At 61.8% G+C, this 25,557-nt stretch carries 30 protein-coding genes, 5 tRNA genes and 1 pseudogene; 9 read left to right on the plus strand and 27 right to left on the minus strand.

What is annotated here, in order from left to right; translation table 11 throughout:
* Window positions 1-177: 177 nt before the first annotated feature.
* The gene (locus tag I6L33_RS14850) at window positions 178-672 is read right to left on the minus strand and encodes a prolyl-tRNA synthetase associated domain-containing protein (protein WP_162513019.1); all 495 of its coding nucleotides are present in this window, start codon (window positions 670-672) and stop codon (window positions 178-180) included.
* Window positions 673-867: 195 nt separating this feature from the next.
* Between I6L33_RS14850 and I6L33_RS14855 the strand changes: the two genes are divergently transcribed.
* On the plus strand, window positions 868-3,306 hold the full coding sequence (locus I6L33_RS14855; protein WP_216974138.1) for a DNA polymerase II: 2,439 nt from the start codon (window positions 868-870) through the stop codon (window positions 3,304-3,306).
* A gap of 135 nt (window positions 3,307-3,441) precedes the next feature.
* Here the strand turns inward: I6L33_RS14855 and I6L33_RS14860 are convergent.
* The 7 genes from I6L33_RS14860 to I6L33_RS14890 form a co-directional block, all read right to left on the minus strand.
* Window positions 3,442-3,518, minus strand: a tRNA-Val gene (locus I6L33_RS14860).
* A gap of 37 nt (window positions 3,519-3,555) precedes the next feature.
* Window positions 3,556-3,632: transfer RNA gene (locus I6L33_RS14865), tRNA-Val, on the minus strand.
* A 37-nt stretch (window positions 3,633-3,669) separates the two neighbouring features.
* Window positions 3,670-3,746: transfer RNA gene (locus tag I6L33_RS14870), tRNA-Val, on the minus strand.
* Window positions 3,747-3,762: 16 nt separating this feature from the next.
* A tRNA-Val gene (locus I6L33_RS14875) sits at window positions 3,763-3,839 on the minus strand.
* A 12-nt stretch (window positions 3,840-3,851) separates the two neighbouring features.
* A tRNA-Val gene (locus tag I6L33_RS14880) sits at window positions 3,852-3,928 on the minus strand.
* Between the two features lie 161 nt (window positions 3,929-4,089).
* Window positions 4,090-5,469, minus strand: coding sequence for an MATE family efflux transporter (locus I6L33_RS14885; RefSeq protein ID WP_216972816.1), 1,380 nt, complete (start codon window positions 5,467-5,469; stop codon window positions 4,090-4,092).
* Between the two features lie 145 nt (window positions 5,470-5,614).
* Window positions 5,615-5,821 carry a YaeP family protein gene (locus I6L33_RS14890; RefSeq protein ID WP_005301307.1) on the minus strand — a complete coding sequence of 69 codons (207 nt, stop codon included), beginning with the start codon at window positions 5,819-5,821 and terminating at the stop codon, window positions 5,615-5,617.
* A gap of 131 nt (window positions 5,822-5,952) precedes the next feature.
* On the opposite strand from I6L33_RS14890, the gene I6L33_RS14895 reads away from it, so the two are divergent.
* Window positions 5,953-6,564, plus strand: coding sequence for a riboflavin synthase subunit alpha (locus I6L33_RS14895; RefSeq protein ID WP_216972817.1), 612 nt, complete (start codon window positions 5,953-5,955; stop codon window positions 6,562-6,564).
* An 85-nt stretch (window positions 6,565-6,649) separates the two neighbouring features.
* On the opposite strand, the gene I6L33_RS14900 is transcribed toward I6L33_RS14895, so the two are convergent.
* The 5 genes and pseudogenes from I6L33_RS14900 to I6L33_RS14915 all read right to left on the minus strand — a co-directional run bounded on the left by I6L33_RS14900 (window position 6,650) and on the right by I6L33_RS14915 (window position 10,058).
* A complete protein-coding gene (locus tag I6L33_RS14900; RefSeq protein WP_005301298.1) occupies window positions 6,650-6,853 on the minus strand; it encodes a CPXCG motif-containing cysteine-rich protein in 204 nt (67 codons plus the stop codon).
* Between the two features lie 132 nt (window positions 6,854-6,985).
* Window positions 6,986-7,108: pseudogene (locus I6L33_RS22200) on the minus strand (hexitol phosphatase HxpB); the annotation flags it as partial.
* An 8-nt stretch (window positions 7,109-7,116) separates the two neighbouring features.
* Window positions 7,117-7,776 (minus strand): hexitol phosphatase HxpB, encoded by a 660-nt coding sequence (gene hxpB / locus I6L33_RS14905; RefSeq protein ID WP_216972818.1) that lies wholly within the window; start codon window positions 7,774-7,776, stop codon window positions 7,117-7,119.
* Window positions 7,777-7,903: 127 nt separating this feature from the next.
* Window positions 7,904-9,082, minus strand: a complete 1,179-nt coding sequence (gene purT / locus I6L33_RS14910) for a formate-dependent phosphoribosylglycinamide formyltransferase (RefSeq protein ID WP_216972819.1) — start codon at window positions 9,080-9,082, stop codon at window positions 7,904-7,906.
* Between the two features lie 85 nt (window positions 9,083-9,167).
* The gene (locus tag I6L33_RS14915) at window positions 9,168-10,058 is read right to left on the minus strand and encodes a DMT family transporter (protein WP_048018400.1); all 891 of its coding nucleotides are present in this window, start codon (window positions 10,056-10,058) and stop codon (window positions 9,168-9,170) included.
* Between the two features lie 225 nt (window positions 10,059-10,283).
* Between I6L33_RS14915 and I6L33_RS14920 the strand changes: the two genes are divergently transcribed.
* Window positions 10,284-10,871: an FMN-dependent NADH-azoreductase gene (locus tag I6L33_RS14920; protein WP_005301286.1), complete on the plus strand. Its 588-nt coding sequence runs from the start codon at window positions 10,284-10,286 to the stop codon at window positions 10,869-10,871.
* A 96-nt stretch (window positions 10,872-10,967) separates the two neighbouring features.
* Here I6L33_RS14920 and I6L33_RS14925 read toward each other — a convergent pair whose 3' ends face one another.
* The 4 genes from I6L33_RS14925 to I6L33_RS14940 all read right to left on the minus strand — a co-directional run bounded on the left by I6L33_RS14925 (window position 10,968) and on the right by I6L33_RS14940 (window position 13,350).
* Window positions 10,968-11,147 carry a hypothetical protein gene (locus I6L33_RS14925; protein WP_017779728.1) on the minus strand — a complete coding sequence of 60 codons (180 nt, stop codon included), beginning with the start codon at window positions 11,145-11,147 and terminating at the stop codon, window positions 10,968-10,970.
* A gap of 163 nt (window positions 11,148-11,310) precedes the next feature.
* Window positions 11,311-11,499: a DUF4250 domain-containing protein gene (locus I6L33_RS14930; protein ID WP_017764386.1), complete on the minus strand. Its 189-nt coding sequence runs from the start codon at window positions 11,497-11,499 to the stop codon at window positions 11,311-11,313.
* Window positions 11,496-11,966: a MarR family winged helix-turn-helix transcriptional regulator gene (locus I6L33_RS14935; RefSeq protein ID WP_005301279.1), complete on the minus strand. Its 471-nt coding sequence runs from the start codon at window positions 11,964-11,966 to the stop codon at window positions 11,496-11,498. The genes I6L33_RS14930 and I6L33_RS14935 overlap by 4 nt, the downstream gene beginning before the upstream one ends.
* 169 nt (window positions 11,967-12,135) lie before the next feature.
* Entirely contained in the window at window positions 12,136-13,350 is a 1,215-nt protein-coding gene (locus I6L33_RS14940; RefSeq protein WP_117403534.1) for a UPF0149 family protein, read from the minus strand.
* On the opposite strand from I6L33_RS14940, the gene I6L33_RS14945 reads away from it, so the two are divergent.
* On the plus strand, window positions 13,341-14,438 hold the full coding sequence (locus I6L33_RS14945) for a S1 RNA-binding domain-containing protein (protein WP_017779730.1): 1,098 nt from the start codon (window positions 13,341-13,343) through the stop codon (window positions 14,436-14,438). The genes I6L33_RS14940 and I6L33_RS14945 overlap by 10 nt on opposite strands.
* Window positions 14,439-14,750: a DUF1289 domain-containing protein gene (locus tag I6L33_RS14950; RefSeq protein ID WP_201989106.1), complete on the plus strand. Its 312-nt coding sequence runs from the start codon at window positions 14,439-14,441 to the stop codon at window positions 14,748-14,750. It begins immediately after the preceding gene.
* Window positions 14,751-14,793: 43 nt separating this feature from the next.
* Here the strand turns inward: I6L33_RS14950 and I6L33_RS14955 are convergent, their stop codons facing one another.
* A complete protein-coding gene (locus tag I6L33_RS14955) occupies window positions 14,794-15,117 on the minus strand; it encodes an HI1450 family dsDNA-mimic protein (protein WP_021467256.1) in 324 nt (107 codons plus the stop codon).
* A 145-nt stretch (window positions 15,118-15,262) separates the two neighbouring features.
* On the opposite strand from I6L33_RS14955, the gene I6L33_RS22135 reads away from it, so the two are divergent.
* Entirely contained in the window at window positions 15,263-15,397 is a 135-nt protein-coding gene (locus tag I6L33_RS22135) for a hypothetical protein (protein WP_265342813.1), read from the plus strand.
* A gap of 23 nt (window positions 15,398-15,420) precedes the next feature.
* On the opposite strand, the gene mtgA is transcribed toward I6L33_RS22135, so the two are convergent.
* From mtgA to minC, 5 genes are all read right to left on the minus strand, one after another.
* The gene (mtgA, locus tag I6L33_RS14960; RefSeq protein WP_017784788.1) at window positions 15,421-16,128 is read right to left on the minus strand and encodes a monofunctional biosynthetic peptidoglycan transglycosylase; all 708 of its coding nucleotides are present in this window, start codon (window positions 16,126-16,128) and stop codon (window positions 15,421-15,423) included.
* A gap of 53 nt (window positions 16,129-16,181) precedes the next feature.
* The gene (locus tag I6L33_RS14965; RefSeq protein ID WP_005301255.1) at window positions 16,182-16,508 is read right to left on the minus strand and encodes an HI1450 family dsDNA-mimic protein; all 327 of its coding nucleotides are present in this window, start codon (window positions 16,506-16,508) and stop codon (window positions 16,182-16,184) included.
* Window positions 16,509-16,706: 198 nt separating this feature from the next.
* Window positions 16,707-16,973: a cell division topological specificity factor MinE gene (minE, locus tag I6L33_RS14970; RefSeq protein WP_005301252.1), complete on the minus strand. Its 267-nt coding sequence runs from the start codon at window positions 16,971-16,973 to the stop codon at window positions 16,707-16,709.
* Between the two features lie 2 nt (window positions 16,974-16,975).
* The gene (minD, locus tag I6L33_RS14975; protein WP_005301248.1) at window positions 16,976-17,788 is read right to left on the minus strand and encodes a septum site-determining protein MinD; all 813 of its coding nucleotides are present in this window, start codon (window positions 17,786-17,788) and stop codon (window positions 16,976-16,978) included.
* A gap of 18 nt (window positions 17,789-17,806) precedes the next feature.
* Window positions 17,807-18,517 carry a septum site-determining protein MinC gene (gene minC / locus I6L33_RS14980; RefSeq protein WP_005301245.1) on the minus strand — a complete coding sequence of 237 codons (711 nt, stop codon included), beginning with the start codon at window positions 18,515-18,517 and terminating at the stop codon, window positions 17,807-17,809.
* A 107-nt stretch (window positions 18,518-18,624) separates the two neighbouring features.
* On the opposite strand from minC, the gene I6L33_RS14985 reads away from it, so the two are divergent.
* Together I6L33_RS14985 and I6L33_RS14990 are read left to right on the plus strand one after the other, a co-directional pair.
* Window positions 18,625-18,906 (plus strand): YcgL domain-containing protein, encoded by a 282-nt coding sequence (locus I6L33_RS14985; protein ID WP_017782768.1) that lies wholly within the window; start codon window positions 18,625-18,627, stop codon window positions 18,904-18,906.
* On the plus strand, window positions 18,903-19,862 hold the full coding sequence (locus I6L33_RS14990; RefSeq protein WP_019840414.1) for a lytic transglycosylase domain-containing protein: 960 nt from the start codon (window positions 18,903-18,905) through the stop codon (window positions 19,860-19,862). Before I6L33_RS14985 ends, I6L33_RS14990 begins: the two co-directional genes overlap by 4 nt.
* A 163-nt stretch (window positions 19,863-20,025) precedes the next feature.
* Here I6L33_RS14990 and I6L33_RS14995 read toward each other — a convergent pair whose 3' ends face one another.
* The 3 genes from I6L33_RS14995 to I6L33_RS15005 all read right to left on the minus strand — a co-directional run bounded on the left by I6L33_RS14995 (window position 20,026) and on the right by I6L33_RS15005 (window position 23,542).
* Window positions 20,026-21,396 carry an L-serine ammonia-lyase gene (locus I6L33_RS14995; protein WP_005301233.1) on the minus strand — a complete coding sequence of 457 codons (1,371 nt, stop codon included), beginning with the start codon at window positions 21,394-21,396 and terminating at the stop codon, window positions 20,026-20,028.
* 276 nt (window positions 21,397-21,672) lie between these two features.
* Window positions 21,673-23,055, minus strand: coding sequence for an L-serine ammonia-lyase (locus I6L33_RS15000; RefSeq protein WP_216972820.1), 1,383 nt, complete (start codon window positions 23,053-23,055; stop codon window positions 21,673-21,675).
* Window positions 23,056-23,257: 202 nt separating this feature from the next.
* Window positions 23,258-23,542, minus strand: a complete 285-nt coding sequence (locus I6L33_RS15005; RefSeq protein ID WP_010633884.1) for a pyrimidine/purine nucleoside phosphorylase — start codon at window positions 23,540-23,542, stop codon at window positions 23,258-23,260.
* 269 nt (window positions 23,543-23,811) lie between these two features.
* On the opposite strand from I6L33_RS15005, the gene I6L33_RS15010 reads away from it, so the two are divergent.
* The gene (locus I6L33_RS15010; RefSeq protein WP_216972821.1) at window positions 23,812-25,050 is read left to right on the plus strand and encodes a dicarboxylate/amino acid:cation symporter; all 1,239 of its coding nucleotides are present in this window, start codon (window positions 23,812-23,814) and stop codon (window positions 25,048-25,050) included.
* Window positions 25,051-25,106: 56 nt separating this feature from the next.
* On the opposite strand, the gene I6L33_RS15015 is transcribed toward I6L33_RS15010, so the two are convergent.
* The gene (locus I6L33_RS15015) at window positions 25,107-25,502 is read right to left on the minus strand and encodes a MerR family DNA-binding transcriptional regulator (protein WP_005301228.1); all 396 of its coding nucleotides are present in this window, start codon (window positions 25,500-25,502) and stop codon (window positions 25,107-25,109) included.
* Between the last annotated feature and the right edge of the window lie 55 nt (window positions 25,503-25,557).

A 25,557-nucleotide genomic window follows, 5' to 3' on the forward strand; every position in this document is an offset into this window, starting at 1 on the left:
AACGGCGCTGTGGTCTCAGGGCCGGGTGACTGGGGCGGATCACAGCATGAATTGTGCCGCTGAGCAATGGCTTGGATGATCTGGGCAGGATAGTGCCAACACCACCAGTTGCCGGCGGCTGACACGATTAATCAGGGGCGGGGAGTGACGAAGGGCCATTCCCCGCTCACGTCGACCTCAGTCGACCACCACCGGCAGCCGCATGACGGTGGCTTCCCGGCCGAGGTGGGCCAGCAGACGGCGCACGTCGTCGAGGCGAATAAGCAGGGTGGCGGTATTGACCAGCGGGTGGCACTGCACCCGCTCGGCCTGCCAAATCGTCTCATCCACCACCAGCTCCACCGCGCTCTCTCTGTCGCGCACCATGGCGAGCAGGGTGACCGAGCCCGGAGTGAGGCCAAGCACCGCCTCCAGTCGCTCGGGCGAGCCGAAGCTCAGCCGCTTGACGCCAAGGGCGCTCGCCAGCGCCTTGAGATCGACCCGGCTCTGCTCAGGGGTCACCACCAGAAACAGCCGTTCGCTCCTGGGGTCGCGCAGGAAGAGGTTCTTGGTCTTGGCGGCGGGCAGATTGGGCAACAGCCGGCTGGCCTCCTCGCAGGTGAAGACGGGGGCGTGATCGATGCGCTGATAGGGAATGGCCAGCTGATCCAGCAGAGAATAAAGCGCCACCATGACCTCCTGATGTTGGCTGACGAGCGGGGTGAGTCGATGGGCGAACACCACTGCCACCGGCTGCGCGTGTCCGTCTGGCCGAGCATACCAGTTTGCGCCGCCCCTGGCAGCCTGCGTGGCAATGGCAGCCTGGCGTGCCAATTGCAGTAAAGCACTGTATGAACGTACAATAGTCCCACACCTATGTTGATCCCGATGACTGGCATGACCGACCACCCTCCCATCTCTCCCGTTACCCCGCCGCGCGACGGCTTTATCCTGACCCGTCACGGGCGGGATGTGCGCGGCCGTGGCGAGCAGCCGGAGCGCACCGAGATCGTGATGTGGCTCTGGAGCGAGCAGGGACCGGTGCGGGTAGTGGTGCCGGGGCAGGAGCCGGTCTTCTTCCTGCCGCAGAGCCATATGGCGGAGGCGGCGGAGCTGTTCAAGGGGGCCGGGGTGAGCGGGCGGTTTCGCCGCCTGCCGATGCACACTTTCGACGGCCGCGCCGTGGTGGGCTGCTATTTTGCCACCCTAAGCGCCTTTCACCGCGCTATCGAGCTGCTGCTCATCCGCGGGCTGGAGCACTTCGAGGCGGATATCCGGCTGCCGGAGCGCTTTCTGATGGAGCGCTTCATCACCGCCGGCGTGCGCTTCGAGGGGCGCGCGCGCAAGAAGGGGGGCAAGCAGGGCTACTGGGAGGTGAACGAGGCGCGCTGCGCGCCCCAGGCGGTGACGCCGACCCTCTCCTGGGTGTCGCTGGACGTGGAGTGCGCCATGGACGGGGCCCTCTTCTCGGTCGGCCTCTATAGCGAGCAGGATGCGCGGGTCATCATGATCGGCGTGCCTGAGGCCGATGCCGACAGTTGGGGTACCCAGGTCGAGTGGGTAGCGGACGAGAGCGCCCTGCTGAGTGCGCTGGAGCGCTGGTTTGTGCGGCACGACCCCGATCTGGTGATCGGCTGGAACGTGGTGAACTTCGACTTTCGCCTGCTGCTGCGCCGCGCCGAGCTCAACAAGCGGCGGCTGCGACTCGGCCGTGGTCACGAGCTCTGCTTCTGGCGCTCATCGCGCAATGACCCCCAGAGCGGCAGCGTCATCATCCCCGGGCGCATGGTGCTGGATGGCATCGACACCCTCAAAAGCGCCACCTGGCAGTTCCCCAGCTACAGCCTGGATGCGGTGGCGAGCGAGCTGCTCGGCCGCGGCAAGGACATCGAGGACGTGGCCAACCGGGGGGAGAAGATCACCGAGCTGTTCCACTCCGACAAGGAGGCGCTGGCCCGCTACAACCTTGAGGATTGCAAGCTGGTGTGGGAGATCTTCGACTACTGCCACCTCATCCCCTTTGCCATCGAGCGTGCCTCCCTCACCGGCCTCGAGCTCGACCGGGTAGGGGGCTCGGTGGCGGCATTTACCAATCTCTATCTGCCGCGGCTGCACCGCGGCGGCTATGTGGCCCCCAACCTGCCGGCCGATGGGGGGCTCGCGAGCCCCGGCGGCTATGTGATGGACTCCAAACCTGGGCTCTATCGCCACGTACTGGTGCTCGATTTCAAGAGCCTCTATCCCAGCATCATCCGCACCTTCTGCATCGACCCCATGGGGCTCATCGAGGGGCTGCAGCATCCCGACCATGCCATCCCGGGTTTTCGCGGCGCCTTGTTCTCCCGCGAGCGCCACTTCCTGCCGGATCTCATCGCCACCCTGTGGGCGGCGCGGGATAGAGCCAAGGCGGCCAGCAACAAGGCGCTCTCCCAGGCCATCAAGATCATCATGAACTCCTTCTACGGGGTGCTGGGCTCGGGGGGCTGCCGCTTCTACGACCCGCGGCTTGCCTCCTCCATCACCTTGCGCGGTCACGGCATCATGCAGCAGACCCGGGAGTGGATCGAAGGGGAGGGTTTCGAGGTGATCTATGGCGACACCGACTCCACCTTCGTCCACCTGGGGCGCGAGACCAGCCCCGCCCAGGCGGACGAGATCGGCCGGCGATTGGCCAGTATGATCAACGACAACTGGACTGCGCTGATCAAGCGGGAGTTCGATTTGCCGAGCTATCTGGAGATCCAGTACGAGACCCACTATCGTCGCTTCTTGATGCCCACCATTCGCGGGCTGGAGAAGGGGAGCAAGAAGCGTTATGCGGGCTTGGTGGCAGGCCATCAGGCAGGTGAAGAGGAGCAGCTGGTGTTCAAGGGGCTCGAGTCGGTGCGCACCGACTGGACGCCCCTTGCCAAGGCGTTCCAGACCCGCCTCTACGAGATGGTGTTTCACGACCAGGATCCCAGCGGCTATGTGCGCACCATGGTGGACGAGACCCGCGCCGGCCTTCACGACGAGCTGCTGGTCTATCGCAAACGGCTGCGCCAGAAACTCGAGGAGTACCAGAAGAACGTGCCGCCCCACGTGCGGGCGGCGCGCCTGGCGGACGAGGAGAACCTGCGCCGCGGTCTGCCCCAGCGCTACCAGCACAGGGGCTCCATCGCCTACCTGGTGACCCTGAATGGCCCCGAGCCGCTCGAATACCGGCGCAGCGCCATCGACTACGAGCACTACATCGACAAGCAGCTCAAACCCATCGCCGATGCCATCCTCCCCTTTATCGGCGAGTCGTTCGAGCGGATCTGCGGCCAGCAGCTCGATCTCTTCTGATTGGGCAAGGGAACGCTGCGGCCATGGCTCGACAATGGCCGCAGCGGGTCAAGAGGGGCTGATGAGAGGGGAAAGCATGGATCGTCAGAGAAGAGAAATGCAAAAAGCCCGCTCGAGGAGCGGGCTTTTCAAATCTGGTGCGTCCTAGTGGATTCGAACCACCGACCCCCACCATGTCAAGGTGATGCTCTAACCAGCTGAGCTAAGGACGCAGGGTGCGCAAGGCGACTTTGTGTGATTGCAGGGGAGTGGTGGGTTTAATTGGATTCGAACCAACGACCCCTACCATGTCAAGGTAGTGCTCTAACCAACTGAGCTATAAACCCACATCAAATTCATATCTGCAATTTATTCAAACTGTTATGGTGCGTCCTAGTGGATTCGAACCACCGACCCCCACCATGTCAAGGTGATGCTCTAACCAGCTGAGCTAAGGACGCATAACAGTGTTCCGGATGGTGCGTCCTAGTGGATTCGAACCACCGACCCCCACCATGTCAAGGTGGTGCTCTAACCAGCTGAGCTAAGGACGCATCGCGGAAAAGTGGTGGGTTTAATTGGATTCGAACCAACGACCCCTACCATGTCAAGGTAGTGCTCTAACCAACTGAGCTATAAACCCACTTCATAAACCGGATTGAAAACCCGTTTTATCCCGCCAGCACTGCTGGCGTGGTCGGCATACTACCCATGCCCCCCAAGGCTGTCAACAGGCCGCACGCACAAAGGAGACTGTTTGCCCAGTTCTTGCGCAGCCTGTTGATTTTGCAGGCGAGTTTCCCCTTATTGCGCCTTGGAGAGGGCGCTGCAGGCCTCCGGGCTGGCAAAGCGACCATAGATGTAGCGCAGCCGGGTACCCAGCATCAGGGCGGCGGAGGTGAGGCCGACGATGAAGCCGATCCAGAACCCCTGGGGTCCCATCTGCGGCACCACCCAGTCGGTCAGTCCCAGGATCATGCCGGTGGGCAGCCCCAGTCCCCAGTAGGCGACGATGGTGACGTAGAAGATCGCCTTGGTGTCCTTGTAACCGCGCAGGGCCGCGGCAGCCACCACCTGTACCGAGTCGGAGATCTGGTAGATGGCGGCGAAGAAGAGCAGGGTGGCAGCGAGGGTGATCACCTGGAGGTCTTCGGTGTAGATGGTGGCGATCTGCTCGCGCAGCAGCACGGTGAGGGCGGCGGTGGCGGCGGCCACCGTCATGCCCAGCATCAGGCCGGTGCGGGCGGCGACCCGGGCGTGATCAGGCAGTCCTTCGCCGATGCTGTGACCGACCCGGATGGTGACGCCCACCCCGATGGAGAGCGGCAGCATGAACACCAGGCTGGAGAAGTTGAGCGCTATCTGGTGGCTCGCCACCGTCTCCGCGCCAAAGGGGGCCAGCATCAGGGCCACCACGGTAAACAGGGTCACCTCGCAGAAGATGGCCATGGCGATGGGGAAACCCAACCGGAACAGGCGCCAGATCCGGCTGCCATTGGGGCGCGCGAGCTGGGCGAACAGGTTGATCTCCTTGAAGTGGCGGGAGAGCTTCACATAGACGATCATCGCCAGCAGCATGGCCCACAGCACGATGGCGGTGGCCACGCCGCAGCCGACCCCGCCCAGTTTCGGCATGCCGAACAGGCCGTGGATGAAGATGGTGTTGGCCGGGATGTTGACCGCCAGCCCCACGAAGCCGATCACCATGGTCGGCATGGTGTGGGAGAGCCCCTCGCTGAAGTTGCGCAGCACCTGGAACAGCACGAAGGCGGGCAGCCCCCACAGGATGGCGTGCAGGTAGCCGGTGGTCTTGGCGGCCATCACGGGATCCACGTCCATGAACTGCAGCGCCAGCGGGCTGAAATAGAGCGCCACCATGGCGATGGGGGTAACCATCAGCGCCAGCCAGAAGCCCTGATGCACCGCTGGACGCACCTCGTCCCGTTTGCGGGCGCCATTGAGCTGGGAGACGATGGGGGTGAGCGCCATGATGATGCCCTGCACCAGCAGGATCACCGGCAGCCAGAAGCTGGAGGCCACCGACACGGCAGCCAGATCGACGGCGCTGACCTGTCCCGCCATCACGGTATCGACAAAGTTCATGGCGATCTGGGCCACCTGGGCGACCAGAATGGGGCTGGCTAGACGAACGAGTTGCCTCGCCTCGGACCAATAACGTTGCACTGACACCTCCGAGTGGATCAGATAAAGCGTAAAAAGAGCGGGTATCGGGAAGAGCCTTTGCACTCCAGAAGGGGAGTGCAAAGTGCGGGGGGGTCATTCTAGCCTGAAATTCATTCGGGACGAAACGATTGGTGCAAGCCCGGGATCAGGCGTCTTCGTGATCGCTGATCAGCAGGTTGGCGGCGGCGTAGGCGGCCTGCTCGCGCAGATCCGCCGGCACCCGCTCGTCCGATGCCACGGCGTTGAGCGCCCTGATGGTGGCGGCGATGGCCTGCGGCACATAGCCCTGCTCGCCGGAGCCAATCTGGTTGTAGGCGATGCGAATGGCCTCACAGCATTGATATACCTGCATTTTTGTTTCCTTGTCAGCACTTGGTTTGAATGCCGTCACTATAGCGATCGGCCGCCTGCTTGTCAGCGGTTGCGCTTGTCTGGGGTGCGCGGCGAGGTTACCCTGCCTTTTTTCGTAGCAGGAGACGAGACATGTTCACCGGCATAGTGCAGGGGACCGCCGAACTGGTGGCTATCGAAGAGCTGCCCAACTTTCGTACCCACGTGATCCGCATGCCGAGCCCGGCCTGGGGCGAGGGGCTGGCGCTGGGTGCCTCCGTGGCCCACAACGGCTGCTGCCTGACCGTCACCCGGGTCGAAGGAGATCTGGTCAGCTTCGATCTGATGCAGGAGACCCTGCGCCTCACCAACCTCGGCCAGCTGCAGCCGGGGGACAAGGTCAACGTGGAGCGGGCCGCCCGCTTTGGCGACGAGATTGGCGGCCACGCCATGTCCGGCCACATCATGGGCACCGCGCAGGTGATCTCGGTCATCGACACCCCCAACAACCGGCAGGTGTGGTATCGCCTGGCCCCAACGCTGATGAAATACGTGCTGACCAAGGGCTACATCGGCATCGATGGCATCAGCCTTACCGTGGGCGAGGTGCGCGGCTGCGAATTTTGCGTCAACCTGATCCCCGAGACCCTGGCCCGCACCAACCTCGGTTGGGTCAAGGCAGGCTGGCAGACCAACATCGAGATTGACCCCCAGACCCAGGCCATCGTCGACACGGTGGAGCGGGTGCTGGCGTCCCGCCAATAAGGCGCAGGGGCGGCCGCTTAGGCGAAAAGGAAAGCGGGGCCCAGTGGGCCCCGCTTTGTTTTGTGCCATTCCCTGTCAGGGCGACTCAGAACATCTGTTCGTCGTCAGCATCCACGAAGAGTTGCAGGCAGTCGCGCGCCTCATCCCGGTGCAGTCGCAGGTGGATGGGGTTGCAGCAGGCCATGCAATCCTCATAAAACTCCTGATCCCCTTGGCTGGCATCCAGCTCGACCCGGGTATGATGGCCACAGTGGGGGCAGACGATGCGCTTGCTGGTGTACTCGATCATGATGACCTCCTCGGGCCCGTGGGCCGCCTCTCTCCCCAGATTCTAGCTGGATCGCACCTGCCTGACCGCGAGCAAGCGCACGATTATGACCGGGATCAAGGGAGGCAGGAGGTCAGTCCGTCAGAGCGTGGTTTATTTGACCCAGCTGGCCAGCATCTGGGCATCCAGCTCGGTGAGCGAGCACAGCCGATGGTCGGCGATGGCCAGACGTGGGCCACCCACCAATGGCGGGTACATGGGAACGATCAGCGCCTGCTGGTCGTTTACTTGACCCAGCTGGTCAGCATCTCGCTATTAAGCTCGGTGAGCGAGCGCAGCTGATGGTTGGCAATGGCCAGACGGGGGTCACCCACCAGCGCCGGGTCCGGCACAATCAGCGCGGTCATGGAGGCCGCCTTGGCCGCCAGCAGACCGGTAAAGCTGTCCTCGATGGCGAGACAATGCACCGGCTCGACTCCCAGCTTCTCGGCGGCGTGGATATAGACATCCGGGTGCGGCTTGCCAAAGCGCTCCACCTCGGCGGAGTGCACCGCCAGGAAGCGATCGCGAATGCCGAGCTTGCCGAGCACCGCTTCCACCATGGCAAAGGGGGAGGAGGTGGCGAGACCCACCTTGAGGCCCTGGGCTTCGATGAGATCGAGCGCTTCCAGCACGCCGGCCTTAGCCTGACCTTCGGAGAGGATCAGGGCGTTGACCCGATCCAGGATGCGCTGCACCACCTCTTCCTGGCTGGGGCCACTCCAGGGGCGCAGGCGATACCAGTGGGCCACCAGCTGATCGATGCGCACACCTATGGTCGATTCGCAATCTTCCACCGTGTGGGGATGGCCCAGCTCGGAGAAGACAGCCATCTGGGCCCGTTGCCAAAAGGGTTCCGAGTCGATCAGAACACCATCCATATCGAAGATCACGGCAGTTAACATCTTGTACTCCTGACATAGGTGAAGGGGGGATTATAAACAAGGTGCCTCAATGCAAAAGGGGCATTGCCATGCCCCTTGCGCTGGATCATGCTGGCAAACGTTTGATTTCGTGTGCCAAAAAGTGGGCTTAGAACAGCACCTTGACCCCGGCCGCGACCGCTTTGGCTCTTTCTACCGCCTCGTCGCACTGCTCGGCTCGCGTCAGTGCCACGCCGAGCCGGCGGCGACCGGCGATCTCCGGCTTGCCAAACAGCCGCAGCTGGGCACCCGGCACCAGAGCCAGCGCCTCGCCAATCCCCTGATAGCGGATGTCCTGGCTGTGACCTTCGCGCAGCACCACGGCGGAGGCGCTCGGTCCGTACTGGGTGATGGTGCCGATGGGCAGTCCCAGAATGGCGCGCACGTGCAGGGCGAACTCGGAGAGATCCTGGGAGATGAGGGTCACCATGCCGGTGTCGTGGGGGCGCGGCGAGACCTCGCTGAACCACACCTCGTCACCCTTGATGAAGAGCTCGACCCCGAACAGGCCGTAGCCGCCCAGCGCCTCGACCACCTTGGCTGCTACCTCCTTGGAGCGGGCCAGAGCCAGTTCGCTCATGGCTTGCGGCTGCCAGGATTCGCGGTAGTCGCCATCTTCCTGGCGATGGCCGATGGGCTCGCAGAAGTGGATGCCGTCCACCGCGCGTACCGTGAGCAGGGTGATCTCGTACTCGAAGGGGACGAAGCCCTCGACGATCACCTTGCCGCGACCGGCGCGACCGCCCTCCTGGGCATAGGTCCAGCTCTCGTCGAGTTTGGCGAGATCGCGCAGCACGCTCTGCCCCTTGCCGGATGAGCTCATCACCGGCTTCACCACGCAGGGCAGGCCAATGGTCTCGACGGCGGCGACGAACTCCTCCTTGCTCTGGGCAAAGCGGTAGGGGGAGGTGGGCAAGCCCAGCGTCTCGGCGGCGAGGCGGCGGATCCCCTCCCGGTTCATGGTGAGCTGGGTGGCGCGGGCGTTCGGCACCACCTTGACCCCTTCCTGCTCCAGGGCGGCCAGGGTATCGGTGGCGATGGCTTCCAGCTCGGGGATGATGAGATCCGGTTTGACCTCGTTGACCAGGGCGCGCAGGGCGTCACCGTCCAGCATGTCCAGCACATGAGCTCTGTGCGCCACCTGCATGGCGGGGGCATCGGCATAGCGGTCGGTGGCGATCACCTCGATGCCGAAGCGTTGCAGCTCGATGGCGACCTCCTTGCCAAGTTCGCCGGAGCCCAGCAGCAGGGCGCGGGTGGCGCCGGGGCGGGTAGCGGTTCCAAACATGTGATCTCTCCTGATGTCGTGGGTGGTGATTGAGGGCCGCTATCGCACGAATAGCGGGCAAAAAAAGAGGCACGCATGGCGTACCTCAGGAAACGGATTTGTGGGCGCGCTGCTCCAGATGGGTGAGCAGGGTGATGGCGCCGATGATGATGGCGGCTCCCAGCCACAATCGGCCGGGCGGCGCCCAGCCAAACACCAGCCAGCCGGCCAGCACGTTCATGGGCAGCTTGGCAAAATCAAAGGGTTGCACGAACGAGGCCTCGGCCACGCTGTAGGCGCGGGCGATGGACATCTGGGCCAGCGCCGACAGCACGCCGGAGGCGGCTACCAGCAGCCACTGGGCTTCGCTCGGCCATTGCCACTCCGGCAGCGCCAGCATGGCGTTGAACGGGGTGCTGAAGATGAGCAGGTAGACGACGATGGTGTGGGACGACTCGCTGGCAGCCTGATAGCGCACCAGCAAGGAGTAGCCGGCCCAGAACAGGGCCGCCGCCACCGGCAGCAGGGAAGCCCAGCTGAAATCGTCGGTCCAGGGGGCCAGGATCAGCATGGCGCCGACAAAGCCGGCCAGGGTTGCCAGAATGCGGGCCCGGCTCACCTGTTCCTTGAGAAAGAGGGCAGAGCCCAGGGTGGCAAACAGCGGCGAGGTCATCAGCAGCGCGATCCCCTGCCAGATGGGGACGGGGACCGCCAGCGCCCACAGCCAGAACTGGATGCCGACCACCGCCAGGGCAACCCGCAGCAGGTGCAGCCGCAGCTGGTTGGTCATCAGCGACTGGCGCAGGCCGTGGCGAATGAGCCAGGGCAGCAGACAGACCAAGGCAATCAGATATTGATGGAAGGCGACCTGGGTCGAGGGGAGGCCGAGCTTGAAGCTGACATACTGGCTCAGGCTGTTGACGGCGGCGAAGCAGAGGCCCGCTACCATCATCCAGACTGCACCGGCAAAGGGGGAGTGCCTGCGCGAGGGTGTCATGGGATCCGGGTCGCTGAAAAAAGTGCGGCGGATCATAACGGCAATCGTTTGTTCTGCCAAGCCTTGGCGGGGCGTGAGAGAGGCGGCTGGCGAGAGAATGCACTACCATCAAAATTTTTGAATAAGTTGAGCATCTATTTTCGCTATCTGTATAGAAGCCCAATGTTTAGAGTGACCTCCATCGACAGCACCGCTGTTCAACCGACAACCTAATGGAGTTTCACCATGGCCAATATCCTCGTACTCAAGTCCAGCATCCTGGGCCAATATTCCCAATCCAACGCCCTGATCGACGGTTTCCTGGCCGACCATCAGTCCGACACCGTCACCGTGCGTGATCTGGCGGCCCTGAACCTGCCGGTACTGGATGGCGAGCTGGCGTCTGGTCTGCGCGGTGGTGAAAACCTCAACGAGCGTCAACTGGCCGTGCTGGCCCAGTCCGACGAGCTGATCGCAGAGCTCAAGGCGAGCGATCTGGTGGTGATTGCCGCCCCCATGTACAACTTCAACATCCCGACCCAGCTGAAGAACTGGATCGATCTGGTGGCCCGTGCCGGCGTGACCTTCCGTTACACCGAAACCGGTCCGGTCGGACTGGTGGAAAACACCCGCGCCCTGGTGATCAGCCCCCGTGGCGGCATGCACGTCGGCAGCGCCACCGATCTGGTGACCCCCTACATGCGCACCGTGCTGGGCTTCATCGGCATCAAGGAGGTGGACTTCATCTACGCCGAAGGCATGGGCATGGGTCCGGATGCCCAGGCCAAGGGCATCGAGCAGGCCAAGGGCCAGCTGGAGACTCTGGCGCTCTGATCAAGAGAGCAACCAGCCATACGCCAGAAAGCAACAACGCAGCCCTCGGGCTGCGTTGTTTTTTTGGTGCCTGACCTGATGAAGCGGCCCGTCAGGTCAATCCCGCAGAAAGCGGCGACAGCCGCTGCCGACCATCAGGCAGACCACCACCAGGGAGCCCAGCAGCAGGGTGGTGAGCCACTGCTCGGCGCTGTCGGGCAGGCGGGGCGAGAGGAGGCTGATCATCAGCAAGGCACAGAGGGTGATCAGGCTGGCGGGACGGGTCAGAAACATCATGGGTCATCCTTGGCTACGGCTGGTGAAGAGAAGGCTAACCGCGGTCTGTGACAGCAAGATGTATCCATACCTCTTGCCGATGGTCAGTTGACCGGGGTAGCCATCACCATAGCAGCTTTTGCCGCCGGAGCCAGCGGCATGGGCCGGGTTGTGATCCGGATCCCTATCTGAACTGCTTCTGATCTTCCTGATAGTGGAAATCGCCGCTGGCGAGCCGGGCGACCAGCGCCGCCTTGTCGAGATCCTGCGCCTTGCAGAGATCATCGAGATCATCGTAGCGATCACGTAGCTGCATGTTGACCAGGCTCAGCAGCATGTTGACGTCCATGGTGGCAAAGTTGTTGAGGTTCATGAGGGTCGCTCGTTATCCAGCAGGTGAAGTTGTTCGATGGCATCGCTGACGCTTTGCAGGTGCAGACGAATGGATTGGCGCGCCTCGGCCGGCAGGTAGTCGGTGAGGGTGTGCTGCCAGCTGCCCGCTTCGCTCTTGAGCTGCTGGAACAGGGTGAGCCCCGCCTGGGTGAAGGAGACCAGGCTGACCCGCTTGTCGTGCTCGCTGCTCTCGGTGAACAGGATCCCTTTTTCCACCAGCCGGTGAATTTCGCGGGAGATCCGTACCTTGTCCATCCCGCTTGCCTCCACCAGCTCTTTCTGGCTGATGGGGTAGTGGGGGCCGAGCACCATCATCAGGCGCCATTGAGGCACCGTCAGCTGATAGCGTTGCTGGTAAAACTGTTCGAAGGTATCGCGCACCATCTCGGCGGCGTGTACCAGCTGATAGGGGGGATAGTGGGCAAGCAGCTCTATGATCTTTGACATATGACATCCTGCTGTGACGGCTGCATCGGGTGCAGTTTCTCTTGATACTTTGACCTTGATGATACGTAACACAGGGCCGTTTGTCTGAACAAGTACCAGAGAAATGTGCGGTTGCGCACGTCATCCGCCGCAACCGGGTCTATTCGAAGCTGGTTTTACTGTCGCTGGCTCAGCCTTTGCGCAGCCAGAGCAGGGCGTTGTGCTTGAGCCAGGCCTCGCGGCTTTGCAGGGTGTAGAGCGCCGCTTCGTCACGGCTGCCCGCCTGCCAGCTGTGGGGCTCCTGTTTGGGCAGCTTGCGCTGGCCCAGCAGACAGGCCGGTACATGGGCGTTGGCCTTGATGGCGGCGGCCAGCAGCGGCTGCGCGGCCTCGGCGCCAGCGCAGACGAACGTCATCAGCGCCTTGTTGTAGAGCAGCCAGCTGGAGGCCTCATCAAAGCGCACCAGCAGAGCCTGCAGGGCCGACCAGTCCCCTTGCAGGGCATAGAGGCTGGAGAGGGGATAACGGCAACCCAGTTCATCGGCCACGCACAGCTCGAGCAGCGCCAGATACTCGCTGCGCGCCTGTTCCAGCTGGCCGAGGCGCAGCAGGCAGTCGGCCCGTCCGGCCCGGGCGGCCAGCAGCGGGCGCGCTTCGTGGGCACTCCAGCCATGGCCGGCAATCTGCTGCCAGAAGGCGGTGTCAAACAGCGGTTCGGCATCGGCGATCACCTTGTCAAACCAGCCGAGGCGGCTGTGCGGGTCGCGGCTGGCATCGGCCAGTTCGAACCACTGCTGCCACTGCTCGGCCTGCTGGCTGTCCAGCGCCTGCTCCGTGCTCGGCACGGCCTGATACTCATCTAATTGCAGCAGCTGGTTGAGAGCGGTCTTCATGTTCTGGCGCTGACGCTTGCAGAACTCCATGAAGGGGAGGTCACTGCCGGCGGCCGCGTGCAGCATCTGCGCCATGGGCTTGTCGCGAAACAGGCTCAGCTCGGCGGCCAGGCTGAAACGGTACTGGGTGGTCGGATCGTTCAGATCCCTGGGCTTGGGCCAGGTGGCAAAGCCCTGGCTGAAGCCGTAACACCACTGACCGAGGGGGTGGCTCTGCTCGAACACCTGCTCCGGGCTCTCGGTGGAGAGGCGGCACTGGCTAGGCAGGGCGAGCTGGGCCTCATCGGCTTGGGTTTCCAGCTCGGCGATCAGGTGGCGCAGCGCCTCGGCGCTTTTTTCATCCAGCTCGGCGTCATGGGGCAACAGACCGGCCAGCGGGGCCTGCCAGTCAGGGGCATCCGGCCCGACCAGGCGGGCACACAAAAAGCCGTGCAGCGCCGGGTAGGTCATGTCCTGCCCACTGTGGGTCTGGATCCATTGATTGAGATGACGGGTACGAGTGGATGGATTCATCGACAGTTCCTCTGGATTTTGACAGCGGCGAAGTCTACCCAAAAGTGGGGTTATTTGCAGCAAAAGGGCGGCTGACTGGCGATTATATGGACACGCCCCGGCCAAAAGGCCCTGAAAATCACCCGCGAACAGGGCAAGGGACTAGGCCCTGTTACCGCTCTTGGGGTAACATGCGCGCCCATACAGGCAATGAAAAATTGGCCATCCGGACAATGAAAGAAGAGAACACCATGCTACAGATTGGCAAGATGAACACCCTTACCGTAGTCGAGCTCGAAGATCGGGGCGCCTGGCTGGCGGCTGGCGAAGAGTACGGCGAGCTGCTGCTGCCCAAGCGTCAACTGCCGGAAGGGGTGGCGGAAGGGGACGGCGTCAAGGTCTTCCTCTATCTGGATGCCGACTGCGAGCCGGTGATCACCACCGACAAGCCGTTTGCCATGGTGGACGACATCGTCGGCCTCAAGGTGGTCAATGCCAACAAGATTGGTGCCTTCCTCGACTGGGGCATGAAGAAGGATCTGTTCGTACCAAGCCGCGAGCAGAACAAGCCGATGCAGGTGGGCCATGTCTATCTGGTGCGGCTGATGCTCGATCACGAGGGGCGCATGGTGGGCACCAGCCGCCTCGAGCGGTTCCTGCGCACCGACAAACCTCCCTTCAAGGCCGGTGACGAAGTGACTGCCCTGCCTGGCGAGCGCACGCCGCTCGGCATCAAGGCCATCGTCAATGGCGAGTACTCCGGCATGCTGTTCAAGAACGAGGTGTTCGGCCGGGTGACCACGGGTCGTCCGCTGACCGCCTGGGTCAAGCAGGTGCGTGATGACGGCAAGCTGGATCTGACCCTGCAAAAGCCGGGTGTGGCGCGGCTGGACGATGCCGGCGAGCAGATCCTGGTCCGCCTCAAGAAGCAGGGCGGCAGCCTGGCGGTGGGCGACAAGAGCGAACCCGAGCTCATCTACAAGCTGCTCGGCATGAGCAAGGGCACCTTCAAGAAGGCCATCGGCGGCCTCTACAAGCAGGGCAAGCTGGTCATCGATGACTACAGCATCACATTGACGGGCGACGATCAGCGCGAAGGCGGCGAATAAGTGCCGAGCCCCTGCGTCGGTGCGTGCCGGGCGAAAGACGGTCTTTGCCTTGGCTGTGGTCGCACTCTGACCGAGATTGGTCGCTGGTCCGCCATGGAGAGCGAGGCCCAGCTGGCGGTGATGGCGCAGCTGGATGGTTCCACCAGCACCCATCACTGCCCCGGCTGTGGCGAACCGGCCTTTTGCGCCGTGTCGGCCGGCTCGACCATCGCAGAGTGCTGGTGCAGCCAGCTGCCGGCCCTGCCCATGGGGGAGGCCGATGCCTGCTGGTGCCGGCGCTGTCTGGCGAAGGCCATCGCGGCCCGGCCTTGAGCCATGATCACCGCAAAAGAAAAAGGCGCCGAGGGCGCCTTTTTCATGCCTGTTGCTGACGGTGCCAGCGCACGTAGACATCGTGCTCGTTGCTATGACGGGGCAGCAGGAAGGTGGCGAAAATCACCTCAAACTCCTCCTGATGGTCCAGCAGACCCACCCATACTTCGACCCAGCGCTCCATGTCCACCGGCACACCGAGCTCGGTTGACCAGTCGGCATTGGGCAGGGTCGCCTCGACGGCGCCACGCTGTTCGAACTCCAGGGTGATGTCGACGATTTGTTCGGGGGCCAGCATGTCTGCGGCCTGCTCAAGAAACTGATCATAGGCCCATTCGACCAGCTGATCCGGGGTACGCTGTTCCATGAAATCACTCCAGATACATCGAGGTTCGCTACTGTAACAATTATTGGCGGTGGCGGCCAGACCAGTGGGAAGGGTGCGCCAGCTCCGGGCAAGGCAGGCCGGAGTTGGGTATGGTTGAAGAGGGGCAGGGCAAGGGAGAGCGGGCATGAAACGGCGGACGAGACGGCAGCAGATCAAGCGGCGGCGGGAGACCTGGTGGTGGCACTACCTGCCGCTGCATCGGGGCACGGTGGGCGGGCACCTGGGGCCCACCACCGACGAGATCGGGCTCGCACCGTGAACAAGCCCGACACCCATCAGGCATCAGTCTGCCTGATGCACCTTGTTGAGGGTCACCTGCCCCAGCTGGCCCATCTGGCGGCGGATCCAGGCCGAGCGCTGCTGGACGTAGGGTGAGGGGGGCTTGACCCGGTAGCGCCAGGGGTTGGGCAGGGCTGCCGCCAGCAGTGACGCCTCGTAGCGGGTGAGACGTATCGCCGGCTTGCCAAAGTAGTGTCTGGCAGCGGCCTCGGCGCCGTAGATGCCGGGCCCGAACTCCACGATATTCAGGTACACCTCGAGGATGCGGGACTTGTCCCAGCCCAGCTCCATCAGCAGGGTGAACCAGGCCTCGATCCCCTTGCGCAGGAAGCTGCGATCGCTCCACATGAAGAGGTTCTTGGCGGTCTGCTGGCTGAGGGTGCTGGCGCCGCGCACCCGCTCGCTGTGCTGATTGTGCTTGAGTGCCGAGCTGATGGCATCCATGTCGAAGCCGTTGTGCTCGGCAAAGCGCTGATCTTCGGCGGCGATCACCGCCAGCTGCAGCTCGCGGGAGATCTGCTCGAGCGGCACCCAGTCGTGCTTCACCTCGGCCACCTTGGCAGGGGGAAACAGCGCCCGCTCGATGCGCCAGGTCCACATGGGCGGATCGATGAAGCGCAGCAGCGCCACCGAGACGATGGTGCTGAGCAGGGCCGCCAGCAGCAGCTTGCCGAGCCAGTTCAGCAGGCGCCGTGCCGGATTGGGCCGCACGGGCTCTGGCTCCGACTCCCAGACGTAATGACTCGGATCATCGGGATCCGGAATTATTGGGGCAGCCATTCGATGTGGCAGAACTTCTCGTCAACACGGCGGGAGAGCAGCATGCGGGCGAACAGGTGCTCGTACTCTTCCTGCTCGTTGCCAAGGCCGATCCAGATCTCGGCGTACTCGGCGTCGCTGACTTCGAAGCCAACGTCCGCTTCCCAGTCATCGGCCGGATCGGTTTCCGCCAGCAGGCCGCGGTCGTTGAACTCCTGATTGAAGCGGGCGATCTCCTGCTCCGGCAGGTTGTCGGAGGCAAGCTCCATGAAGAGTTCGAGGGCGGTGTCGAGCAGTTCCTCGACGCTGTGCATTTCGTCATTCAAAGACATAAGCGGTCTGTTCCAGCTGATAAATAAAGAAAAACACCGACGGCTTGGCCGCACGGTGGCGCGCCGTATTCTAGCTGTCCCCTACGGGCTTGGCGAGTGCAGCAGCGCCCTTGACCCGGTTGCGGCAATAAAAAACCGGATCCTGGCAGCAGGATCCGGTCTTCATTGGGGGAAAGGGTCACGCATAGGGCGTCAGGCTCATCCCTTCTTGTCGTCGGCGAAGGTGATGTTGAGCTCGAGTACCGACAGCTCATCACTCTTCTTGTCGAGCTGGACCGTGATCTTGTCAGGGTCTATCTCCACATATTTGCGGATCACGTCGAGGATATCCTGCTTGAGCTGGGGCAGGTAATCCGGCCCCCCTCTGGATGAACGCTCGTGAGCCACGATGATCTGCAACCGCTCTTTGGCCAGTTGTGCGGTGCTCTGTTTCTTGTTGGAACGAAAATAATCCAATAATGACATGCTTAACTCCCGAACAGTCGGCTAAAGAAGCCCTTCTTCTCTTCTTCCAGAAAACGAAAATCCTTGGTGTCACCCAACAGGCGGGCAACGGCGTCCTCATAGGCCTGACCGGCATCGGACTCCTTGTCCAGGATGACAGGCTCGCCGGAGTTGGAGGCACGCAGCACCGCCTGGGACTCCGGGATCACCCCGAGCAGTTTGATGGCCAGGATCTCCTGTACGTCCTGTACGCTCAGCATGTCGCCGCGGTTGACGCGGGTCGGGCAGTAGCGGGTCAGCAGCAGGTGCTCCTTGATGGGGTCTTCGCCACGCTCGGCGCGACGGGACTTGGAGGCCAGGATGCCGAGGATGCGATCCGAGTCACGCACGGAGGAGACTTCCGGGTTGGTGGTGACAATAGCTTCATCGGCGAAGTAGAGCGCCATCAGGGCGCCGGCTTCGATCCCCGCCGGGGAGTCGCAGACGATGTAGTCGAACTGCATCTCGCTCAGCTGATCCAGGATCTTCTCGACCCCTTCGCGGGTGAGGGCATCCTTGTCCCGGGTCTGGGAGGCGGGCAGGATGAACAGGTTCTCGCAGCGCTTGTCCTTGATGAGGGCCTGGTTGAGGTTGGCCTCGCCATTGATGACGTTGACGAAGTCATACACCACGCGCCGCTCGCAGCCCATGATGAGGTCCAGGTTTCGCAGGCCAATGTCAAAATCGATGACCACTGTCTTGTGGCCACGCTGGGCTAAACCGGTACTCAGGGCCGCGCTGGTTGTGGTCTTGCCAACGCCACCTTTACCCGATGTAACGACTATGATTCGCGCCATTCTCGCTTCCTTGTAACTCTATTTGATACGGTCTATACGGAGTTGTTCGTTATCCAGCCGGACATGAACCGGCTGCTGGATGAGGCCGGCCGGCAATGCATCGCTGAGCTGGAAGGTGCCAGCGATGGAGAGCAGCTCGGCCTGCAGTTGCTGGCAATAAATCCGTGCCTGGGGGTTGCCCTTGGCGCCGGCAATGGCCCTGCCGCGCAGAGTGCCATAAATATGAATACTGTCGTCGGCGATGACTTCGGCGCCCGGGCTGACCGAGCCCAGCACCACCAGCGAGGTGCCGGCGGCATAGAGCTGCTGGCCGGAGCGAACCGGGCCCACATGCACCTTGCTCGCTATCACCGGTGCTGGCACGGGTTTCGCTTCTACGATGGGGGCCGGCGCCGGTTCTGGCTGGGGTTCGGCCTTGCGGCTCTTGCCGGAGGCCATCACCGCCAGCCCTGCCGCCTTGGCGGCCGTCTTCATCGCCTCGTTCTGGGCCCCCGTGATCCCGACCAGCACGAAGTCTTCCGATTCCACCAGCTCCTTGAGCTGTTCGAAGTCGGGGATCTCGGTGAGCCGTTCCACATTGATGACGAGGGGGGCACAATTAAAGAACTGGGGCGCCTGGGCCACTTTGGCCGCCAGCAACTGGCGGATCCGCTCAGGCTTGCCATCGCTGATATGCAACACAGAAATAGTGAAGGTGGTCCCTTTCAATTCGTTATCGCGCTCAACCATGAATCTTCCCCGAGACAGAGACGGTAATCCGTTATTGTTATTCAATTCCTGATGTTATAGTTTGCCATCCTCAGAGGCAATAAACCGGTTGGATTATATCAATTTCCATGTTGTGTGCAGTCTATAAAAGTCGCAAAAAAGCCGAGACCTATCTTTTTGTTGAAAGAAGAGAGGACTTTTCCCGCGTACCCGAGGTGCTGATGAGCACATTTGGCCGTCCCGAACTGGTATTGATGACCAAACTGGACCCAGCCAAGCCCTTGGGGATCGCCTCCACCAGCCGGGTGATGGAGGCGCTGCAGAGTCAGGGCTTCTATCTGCAGATGCCGCCTCCGCCGGAAAACCTGCTGGAGCAGCACAAGGCTCAAATGAAGGCCGAACGGAAATGAAGAGGCGGCTGGCACTGCTGTTGATGGGGGGATTGTCGAGCCATCCGCTGCAGGCCAGCCCCGATTTTGACCATTATGTGACGGGCCTCAAACAGGAGGCCCTGGCCGCCGGGATCCAGCCCGCGACCATTGCTGCCGCCTTCGCCGATATTCATCTGATCGAGGTCGCCATTCGGCACGATAAAAATCAGCCGGAATTTAAACAGACCCTCGCCACTTATATTTCCAACGCGGTGCCGCAGTGGAAAGTCAATCAAGCCAAACGCCTATATCGTCAGTATTTGCCGCTGCTCACAAAAATAGGGGCGGAATATGATGTACAACCCCGATTTATTGTCGCCCTGTGGGGCATTGAAACCAATTTCGGCAAATTGACCGGTAAATATCCGCTGGTCTCGTCGCTGGCCACCCTGGCCTGGGAGGGGCGCCGTGAGGCCTTCTTCAAGGGGCAGCTGTTCGATGTCCTGCGCATGCTGGAAGAGGAGCCGATCACCCCGGCCGAGCTCAAGGGCTCCTGGGCCGGCGCCATGGGACAGGTGCAGTTCATGCCCTCTTCCTACCGCAAATACGCGGTCGACCAGGACGGTGACGGCAAGAAGGATCTGTGGGGGACGCCGGCGGATGTGTTTGGTTCGGCAGCCAATTATCTGCGCCAGAACGGCTGGCACGGGGATGAAAGCTGGGGGCGCCGGGTGAGGGTGCCCGCAGGTCTGGATCCTGCGCTGGTCGGGCTTGAAGATACCCGAACGCTGTCGGCCTGGCAGGCCCTCGGGGTACGCAAAGCGGATGGCGGCGCCTTGCCCGCGGTGAAGATGCAGGCCTCGCTGGTGCAGCCCGACGGGGCAGGGGGCGCTGCCTATCTTGCCTATCCCAATTATCGGGTGTTGCGCGACTGGAATCGCTCCCACTATTTCGTGGTGGCGGTGGGGACCCTGGCCGATCGCCTGGTGGAATAAGGCCGAGGCGCTCTGGCCACGAATCTCGGCAGGGCTGCAGGATGGTCCCGGAAATTAGCGAGCCAGCCCCAGGGAAATGGCGCCATGAAGAAGGTGATGAGCGGGAAATAATGGGCAATAAAAAAGGCGGGAATTCCCGCCTTTTGCATTTGCCGTTATCTGCTTAGTCGCAGGCAACCTGCATCACCTTGATGGCCAGGCCACCGCGGGAGGTTTCACGGTACTTGGAGTCCATGTCCTTGCCGGTGATGTACATGGTCTCGATCACCTTGTCCAGCGAGACGCGCGGCTTGGAGGTACGACGCAGCGCCATGCGGGAGGCGTTGACCGCCTTCATGGCGGCGATGGCGTTACGCTCGATGCAGGGCACCTGCACCTGACCGGCAACCGGGTCACAGGTCAGACCCAGGTTGTGCTCCATGCCGATCTCGGCAGCTTCACAGACGTGCTCGGGGCTGCCGCCCATCAGCTCGGTCAGGCCGGCGGCGGCCATGGAGCAGGAGACGCCCACCTCACCCTGGCAGCCCACTTCGGCGCCGGAGATGGAGGCGTTCATCTTGTAGAGCATGCCGACGGCAGCCGCAGCCAGATAGAAGCGGGTGTAGTCGTCACGGCCAACCGGCTGGATGAACTTGTCGTAGTAGGCCAGCACGGCCGGGATGATGCCGGCGGCGCCGTTGGTCGGCGCGGTGACCACACGGCCACCGGCCGCGTTCTCTTCACTGACCGCCAGGGCAAACATGTTGACCCAGTCGACGATGTTCATCGGATCGTTGGAGAGGTTCTCGTTGGTGGTCAGCTGGCGATAGAGCGGCGCAGCACGGCGCGGTACGCGCAGCGGGCCGGAGAGAACGCCCTCGGTGCGGCAGCCGCGCTCGATCCCTTCACGCATGGTGGTCCAGATCTTGCCGAGTTTCTTGTAGATCTCTTCCGGGGTGTTGAAGCACTTCTCGTTCTCCATCATCAGGGCGGAGATGGAGAGGCCGGTCTGGCTGCAGTGGGCGATGAGCTCGGCCGCGCTCTTGAACGGGTAGCTGACGGACATGTCGCCGCTGTCGCCCTTGCCGAAGTTCTCTTCGTCAACGATGAAACCACCGCCGATGGAGTAGTAGGTCTTGCTATAGACGGCTTCATCTTCGATGAAGGCGGTCAGCTTCATGCCGTTTTCGTGCAGCGGCAGGGCTTCGTCATGGAACACCATGGCGTCGCGCGGGAAGCTGACGGTGTGGCAGTGCAGGCCGATGGGCAGACGACCGGTCTGTTCGACGCGGGAGATGAACTCAGGGATGCCGTCGATATCGACATTTTCCGGCAGGTTGCCCGCCAGACCCATGATGATAGCGGTATCGGTGTGGTGACCTTTACCGGTCCAGGAGAGTGAGCCGTAGACATCGACCTGGATCCGGGTGATGTCACGGATCTTGCCGCCTGCACGCAGTTCATCCACGAACTGTTTGGCTGCCTTCATCGGGCCGACAGTGTGGGAAGAGGAGGGGCCAACACCGATTTTGAAGATATCAAAAACGCTGATCATGTAACAATTACCTCAGGATAGAAGGGGGCGCCATGCCCACTCGCAGAAACGGGGTGATCCATGGGACGAGGGCGTCGTCGCCGAGGTCAATGAACCAGATAACCACAGTGTAACGGCTCAAGGCCCAAAAAAAGTTGAAATAGATCTATTTTTGTTGAATCAGAGCGGCGAGTATAAAATTTATTTTGATGCTTATCCATTTTGTTAAGCGTTTGCCCATAAAAATACCCGACAATGCCGGGTATTTAGGAACCAAATGGGGCAAGTTACCGATTTTTAACACTCGGTAATGTTAACCGCCAGGCCACCGCGGGCGGTTTCCTTGTATTTGGTCTTCATGTCGTTGCCGGTTTCCCACATGGTTTTGATCACCTTGTCCAGCGACACCTTGTGCTCGCCGGTGCCGCGCAGGGCGAGGCGGGCTGCGTTGATCGCCTTGACCGCCCCCATGGCATTGCGCTCGATGCAGGGCACCTGCACCTGGCCGCCCACCGGATCGCAGGTGAGCCCCAGGTTGTGCTCCATGCCTATTTCGGCGGCGTTTTCGACAATCGCCGGGCTGCCGCCCAGGATCTCGGTCAGTGCCCCCGCCGCCATGGAGCAGGCCACCCCCACTTCCCCCTGGCAGCCCACTTCCGCACCCGAGAGGGAGGCGTTCTTCTTGTAGAGGATGCCGATGGCGGCGGCGGTGAGGAAGTAGCTCAGCAGCAGCTCGTCATCCACCTTGCGTACGAAGCGATCGTAATAGTGCAGCACGGCGGGAATGATGCCGGCGGCACCGTTGGTGGGGGCGGTCACCACCCGGCCGCCGGCGGCATTCTCCTCGTTGACGGCCAGCGCGAACAGATCCACCCACTCCATCACCATCAGCGGATCCTTGTTGAAGTTGGTCTCGCAGCTGAGCTGGCGATAGAGGGCCGGCGCCCGCCGTTTCACCTTGAGCCCGCCGGGTAACACCCCCTCGCTGCGACAGCCACGCTCGACGCAACCCTGCATCGCCTGCCAGATCTTGCGCAGTCCCGCCTTGATCTCGGCTTCGGTGCGAAACACCTTCTCGTTGGCAAGCATCAGGCCGGAGATGGAGAGGCCGCTCTCCTGGCAGTGGGTCAGCAGCTGGGCGCCGCTCTCGAACGGGTAGGGAACGGGGTGGGCCGCATCGAAGCGGGCGGCCTCCTCCTTGGCGTTGGCGAAGTGGCTCTCCTCGATGATGAAGCCGCCACCGATGGAGTAGTAGGTCTGCTCGAACAGCAGCTGTTCACCGGCGAAGGCGCGCAGGGTCATGCCGTTGGAGTGGGCGGGCAGGGTCTTGCGCCGGTTGAAGATGATGGCGCCGCTGCGGGCGAACTGGCTGGGCTGCTCCCCCGCCAGCCGCAGCGACTGGCTGCGCTCCACCTCGGCCAGGAAGGCAGGAATGGCCTCGATGTCCACCGACTCGGGTTCAAAACCGGCCAGCCCCAGGATGATGGCCTTGCCGGTGCCATGGCCCTTGCCGGTCTGGCCGAGGGAGCCGTAGCACTCCACTTCTACCCGTTCGGTCCGGGGCAGCAGCCCCTGTTGCTTGAGTGCGATGACGAAGGCGTAAGAGGCGCGCATCGGCCCCACGGTATGAGAAGAAGAGGGACCGATCCCGATGGAAAACAGGTCGAAGACACTGATCATGACACCACTCCGATTATGGGTTTCGTCTAAATATTGTAAATTTTTTGTAGTCGATGGAAAGCGGGAAAACCGAGGGGTGTGATGGCGGCACGCAAATGAGGGGGTCACGGCGAAGGGTTGCCGAAACGGGAAGGGGATCAGATGAAAAAGAGCGGACTCGGGTCCGCTCTCTTATCCACTTGGGCTGCAGCTTGTCTGCGGCTTAGTCGAGGAACTCGCACAGATAAGCGGTGGGGGTCTTCACTTCCAGCTTGAAGGAGGAGTGGCCGGCCACGTCGAAGGATTGGCCCTGCTCATAGGTGTGCCACTCATCCTCATCGGCCAGCTGGATGGTAAGGGCACCCTTGACCACCGTCATCCGCTCGGGGGCGGCGGTATTGAACTGGTAGTGACCCGCTTCCATCACACCGACGGTCGCTTTGTCCCCTTTTTGCTCGAAACCGATGGATTTTACATTTCCGTCAAAATATTCGTTAACTTTCAGCATGTTTTCATCCCTGTATGCACGTTTGCCAAGTCAAAATAGCACAATGTTTTGTCAGTTGTCATGATGAAAGCGGGAAAAATCGCCGTGTTCCTTTTGAATCTTAACTTTGTTGCAAACTTATCAATAACTCCCGTTAACGATTTGGCGATTTCAAACAGCCAATAAATATGAGATAAAGCGCGCGCTCAGGAGAATGGACAGCTGTTCTTCCCCTGTTTGGTTGATTGCACTGGGAAAGTGTAAATAATTGCTACATAAAGGAACATTCTGTGTTAACAAAAGGACTCATTAAGAACGTTGGCTTCCAGGTCGTGGTTGCCATGGTGCTGGGGGCACTGGTGGGGGCGTTCATGGGTGAACAAGCCACCGTGTTCGCACCGCTCGGTACGCTCTTTATCCAGCTCATCAAGATGCTGGTGATCCCGCTGGTGGCGGTGGCCATCCTGTCGGGGGCTGCCAATCTGGGGGCCAGCCCGGCAGCAGGCAAGATTGGCGTCACCACGCTGGCCTTCTTCCTCGGCACCTCGGCGCTGGCGGTGCTGCTGGCACTGGTGATGGGGCAGATCTTCAAACCCGGGATCGGGGTCGAGTTCGGCTCCATGGCCTCCATGTTCTCCGGTGACTATTCCGACAAGGGCGCCCTGCCCGATGCGGTCGCCACCCTGCTCGGGATGATCCCGACCAACGTCTTCCAGTCGCTCAACGAAGCCAACATCCTGCAGATCCTGGTGTTCTGCATGTTCCTCGGCATCGCGCTGGCCAAGCAGCCCCGCGAGCGGGCCAAGCCGCTGGTCGATGGTTTGAACACCCTGGTGGATGCCTTCGTCTGGATGATCAACAAGGTGATGTTGATTGCGCCGCTCGGCGTGTTCGGCCTGATGGCCGACGCCATCGGCACCTACGGCTTCGACGTGCTGACCCTGGTGATCAAGCTGTTCGTGGTCTATCTGGCCGCCATCCTGATCTTCGGCTTCGTGGTCTATCCGCTGCTGGTCATGATCTTCTCCAACACCCCGGTGCGCAAGTACCTGTCTGCCATGAAGAAGCCGCAGATCGTCGCCTTCTCCACCGCCTCTTCCATGGCGACCCTGCCGGTCAACATGGAGACCTGCGAGAAAGAGCTGAAGGTGAGCAATGCCACGGCCTCCTTCGTGCTGCCTCTGGGTGCCACCATCAACATGAGCGGCAACGCCATCTATTACGGTCTGGTCGCCATCTTCTTCGCCCAGGTCTATCAGATCGATCTTTCCATGGGTGCCTGGGCCGCTATCATAGTGACCGCCACCCTGGGGGCCATCGGTCAGGCCGGCGTACCTGGCCCGAGCTTCCTGGTGGTCGCCGTGCTGCTGGCCGCCGGGATCCCCATCGAGGGACTGCCGCTGTTGTTTGCGCTGGATCGTCTGTTCGACATGATCCGTACCGCCCTCAACATCACCGGTGATGCGGCCTGCGCCGTCATCGTCGACCGCTACAGCCCGGATTACGATCCGGACTGCTGGAACAAATAATCCAGTTGCAATGAAAAGGGGCCCGCGGGCCCCTTTTTTATGCTTGTCTGTTTGCCTCAGCCGAGCTGCTCCAGCGCCTGCTGGCAGCGCTGCTCGGCGGCGTCCAGCTCCAGCAGCACCATCTTGATGTCTTCCAGCTGCTGCTGCAGGGTATCCCGCTTGTCGGCCACCAGTCCCAGCATGGTCTGCAGCTGGGTACGGCTGCTCTTGTCTGCATCGTAGAGATCGAACAGATCGCGGATGTCCGCCAGGCTGAACCCCAGTCGCTTGCCGCGCAGGGTGAGCTTGAGCCGCACTCTGTCCTGACGGCTGTAGATCCGGGTCTGCCCCTGACGAGCAGGATTCAAAAGTCCCTGATCTTCATAAAAACGAATACTTCGGGTCGTAACATCAAATTCACGGGCCAGTTCGCTGATGCTGTAGGTCCGTTTGTCATCCTTGGTTCGGTTCATGGCGCTATCTTGACTGTCAATCCTGGCTGGCACCTTACCCAAACGTCAACTGCCC

Origin of the sequence: Aeromonas sp. FDAARGOS 1403 (assembly GCF_019047325.1) — a bacterium.
In the GTDB taxonomy this organism is placed as follows: domain Bacteria; phylum Pseudomonadota; class Gammaproteobacteria; order Enterobacterales; family Aeromonadaceae; genus Aeromonas; species Aeromonas dhakensis.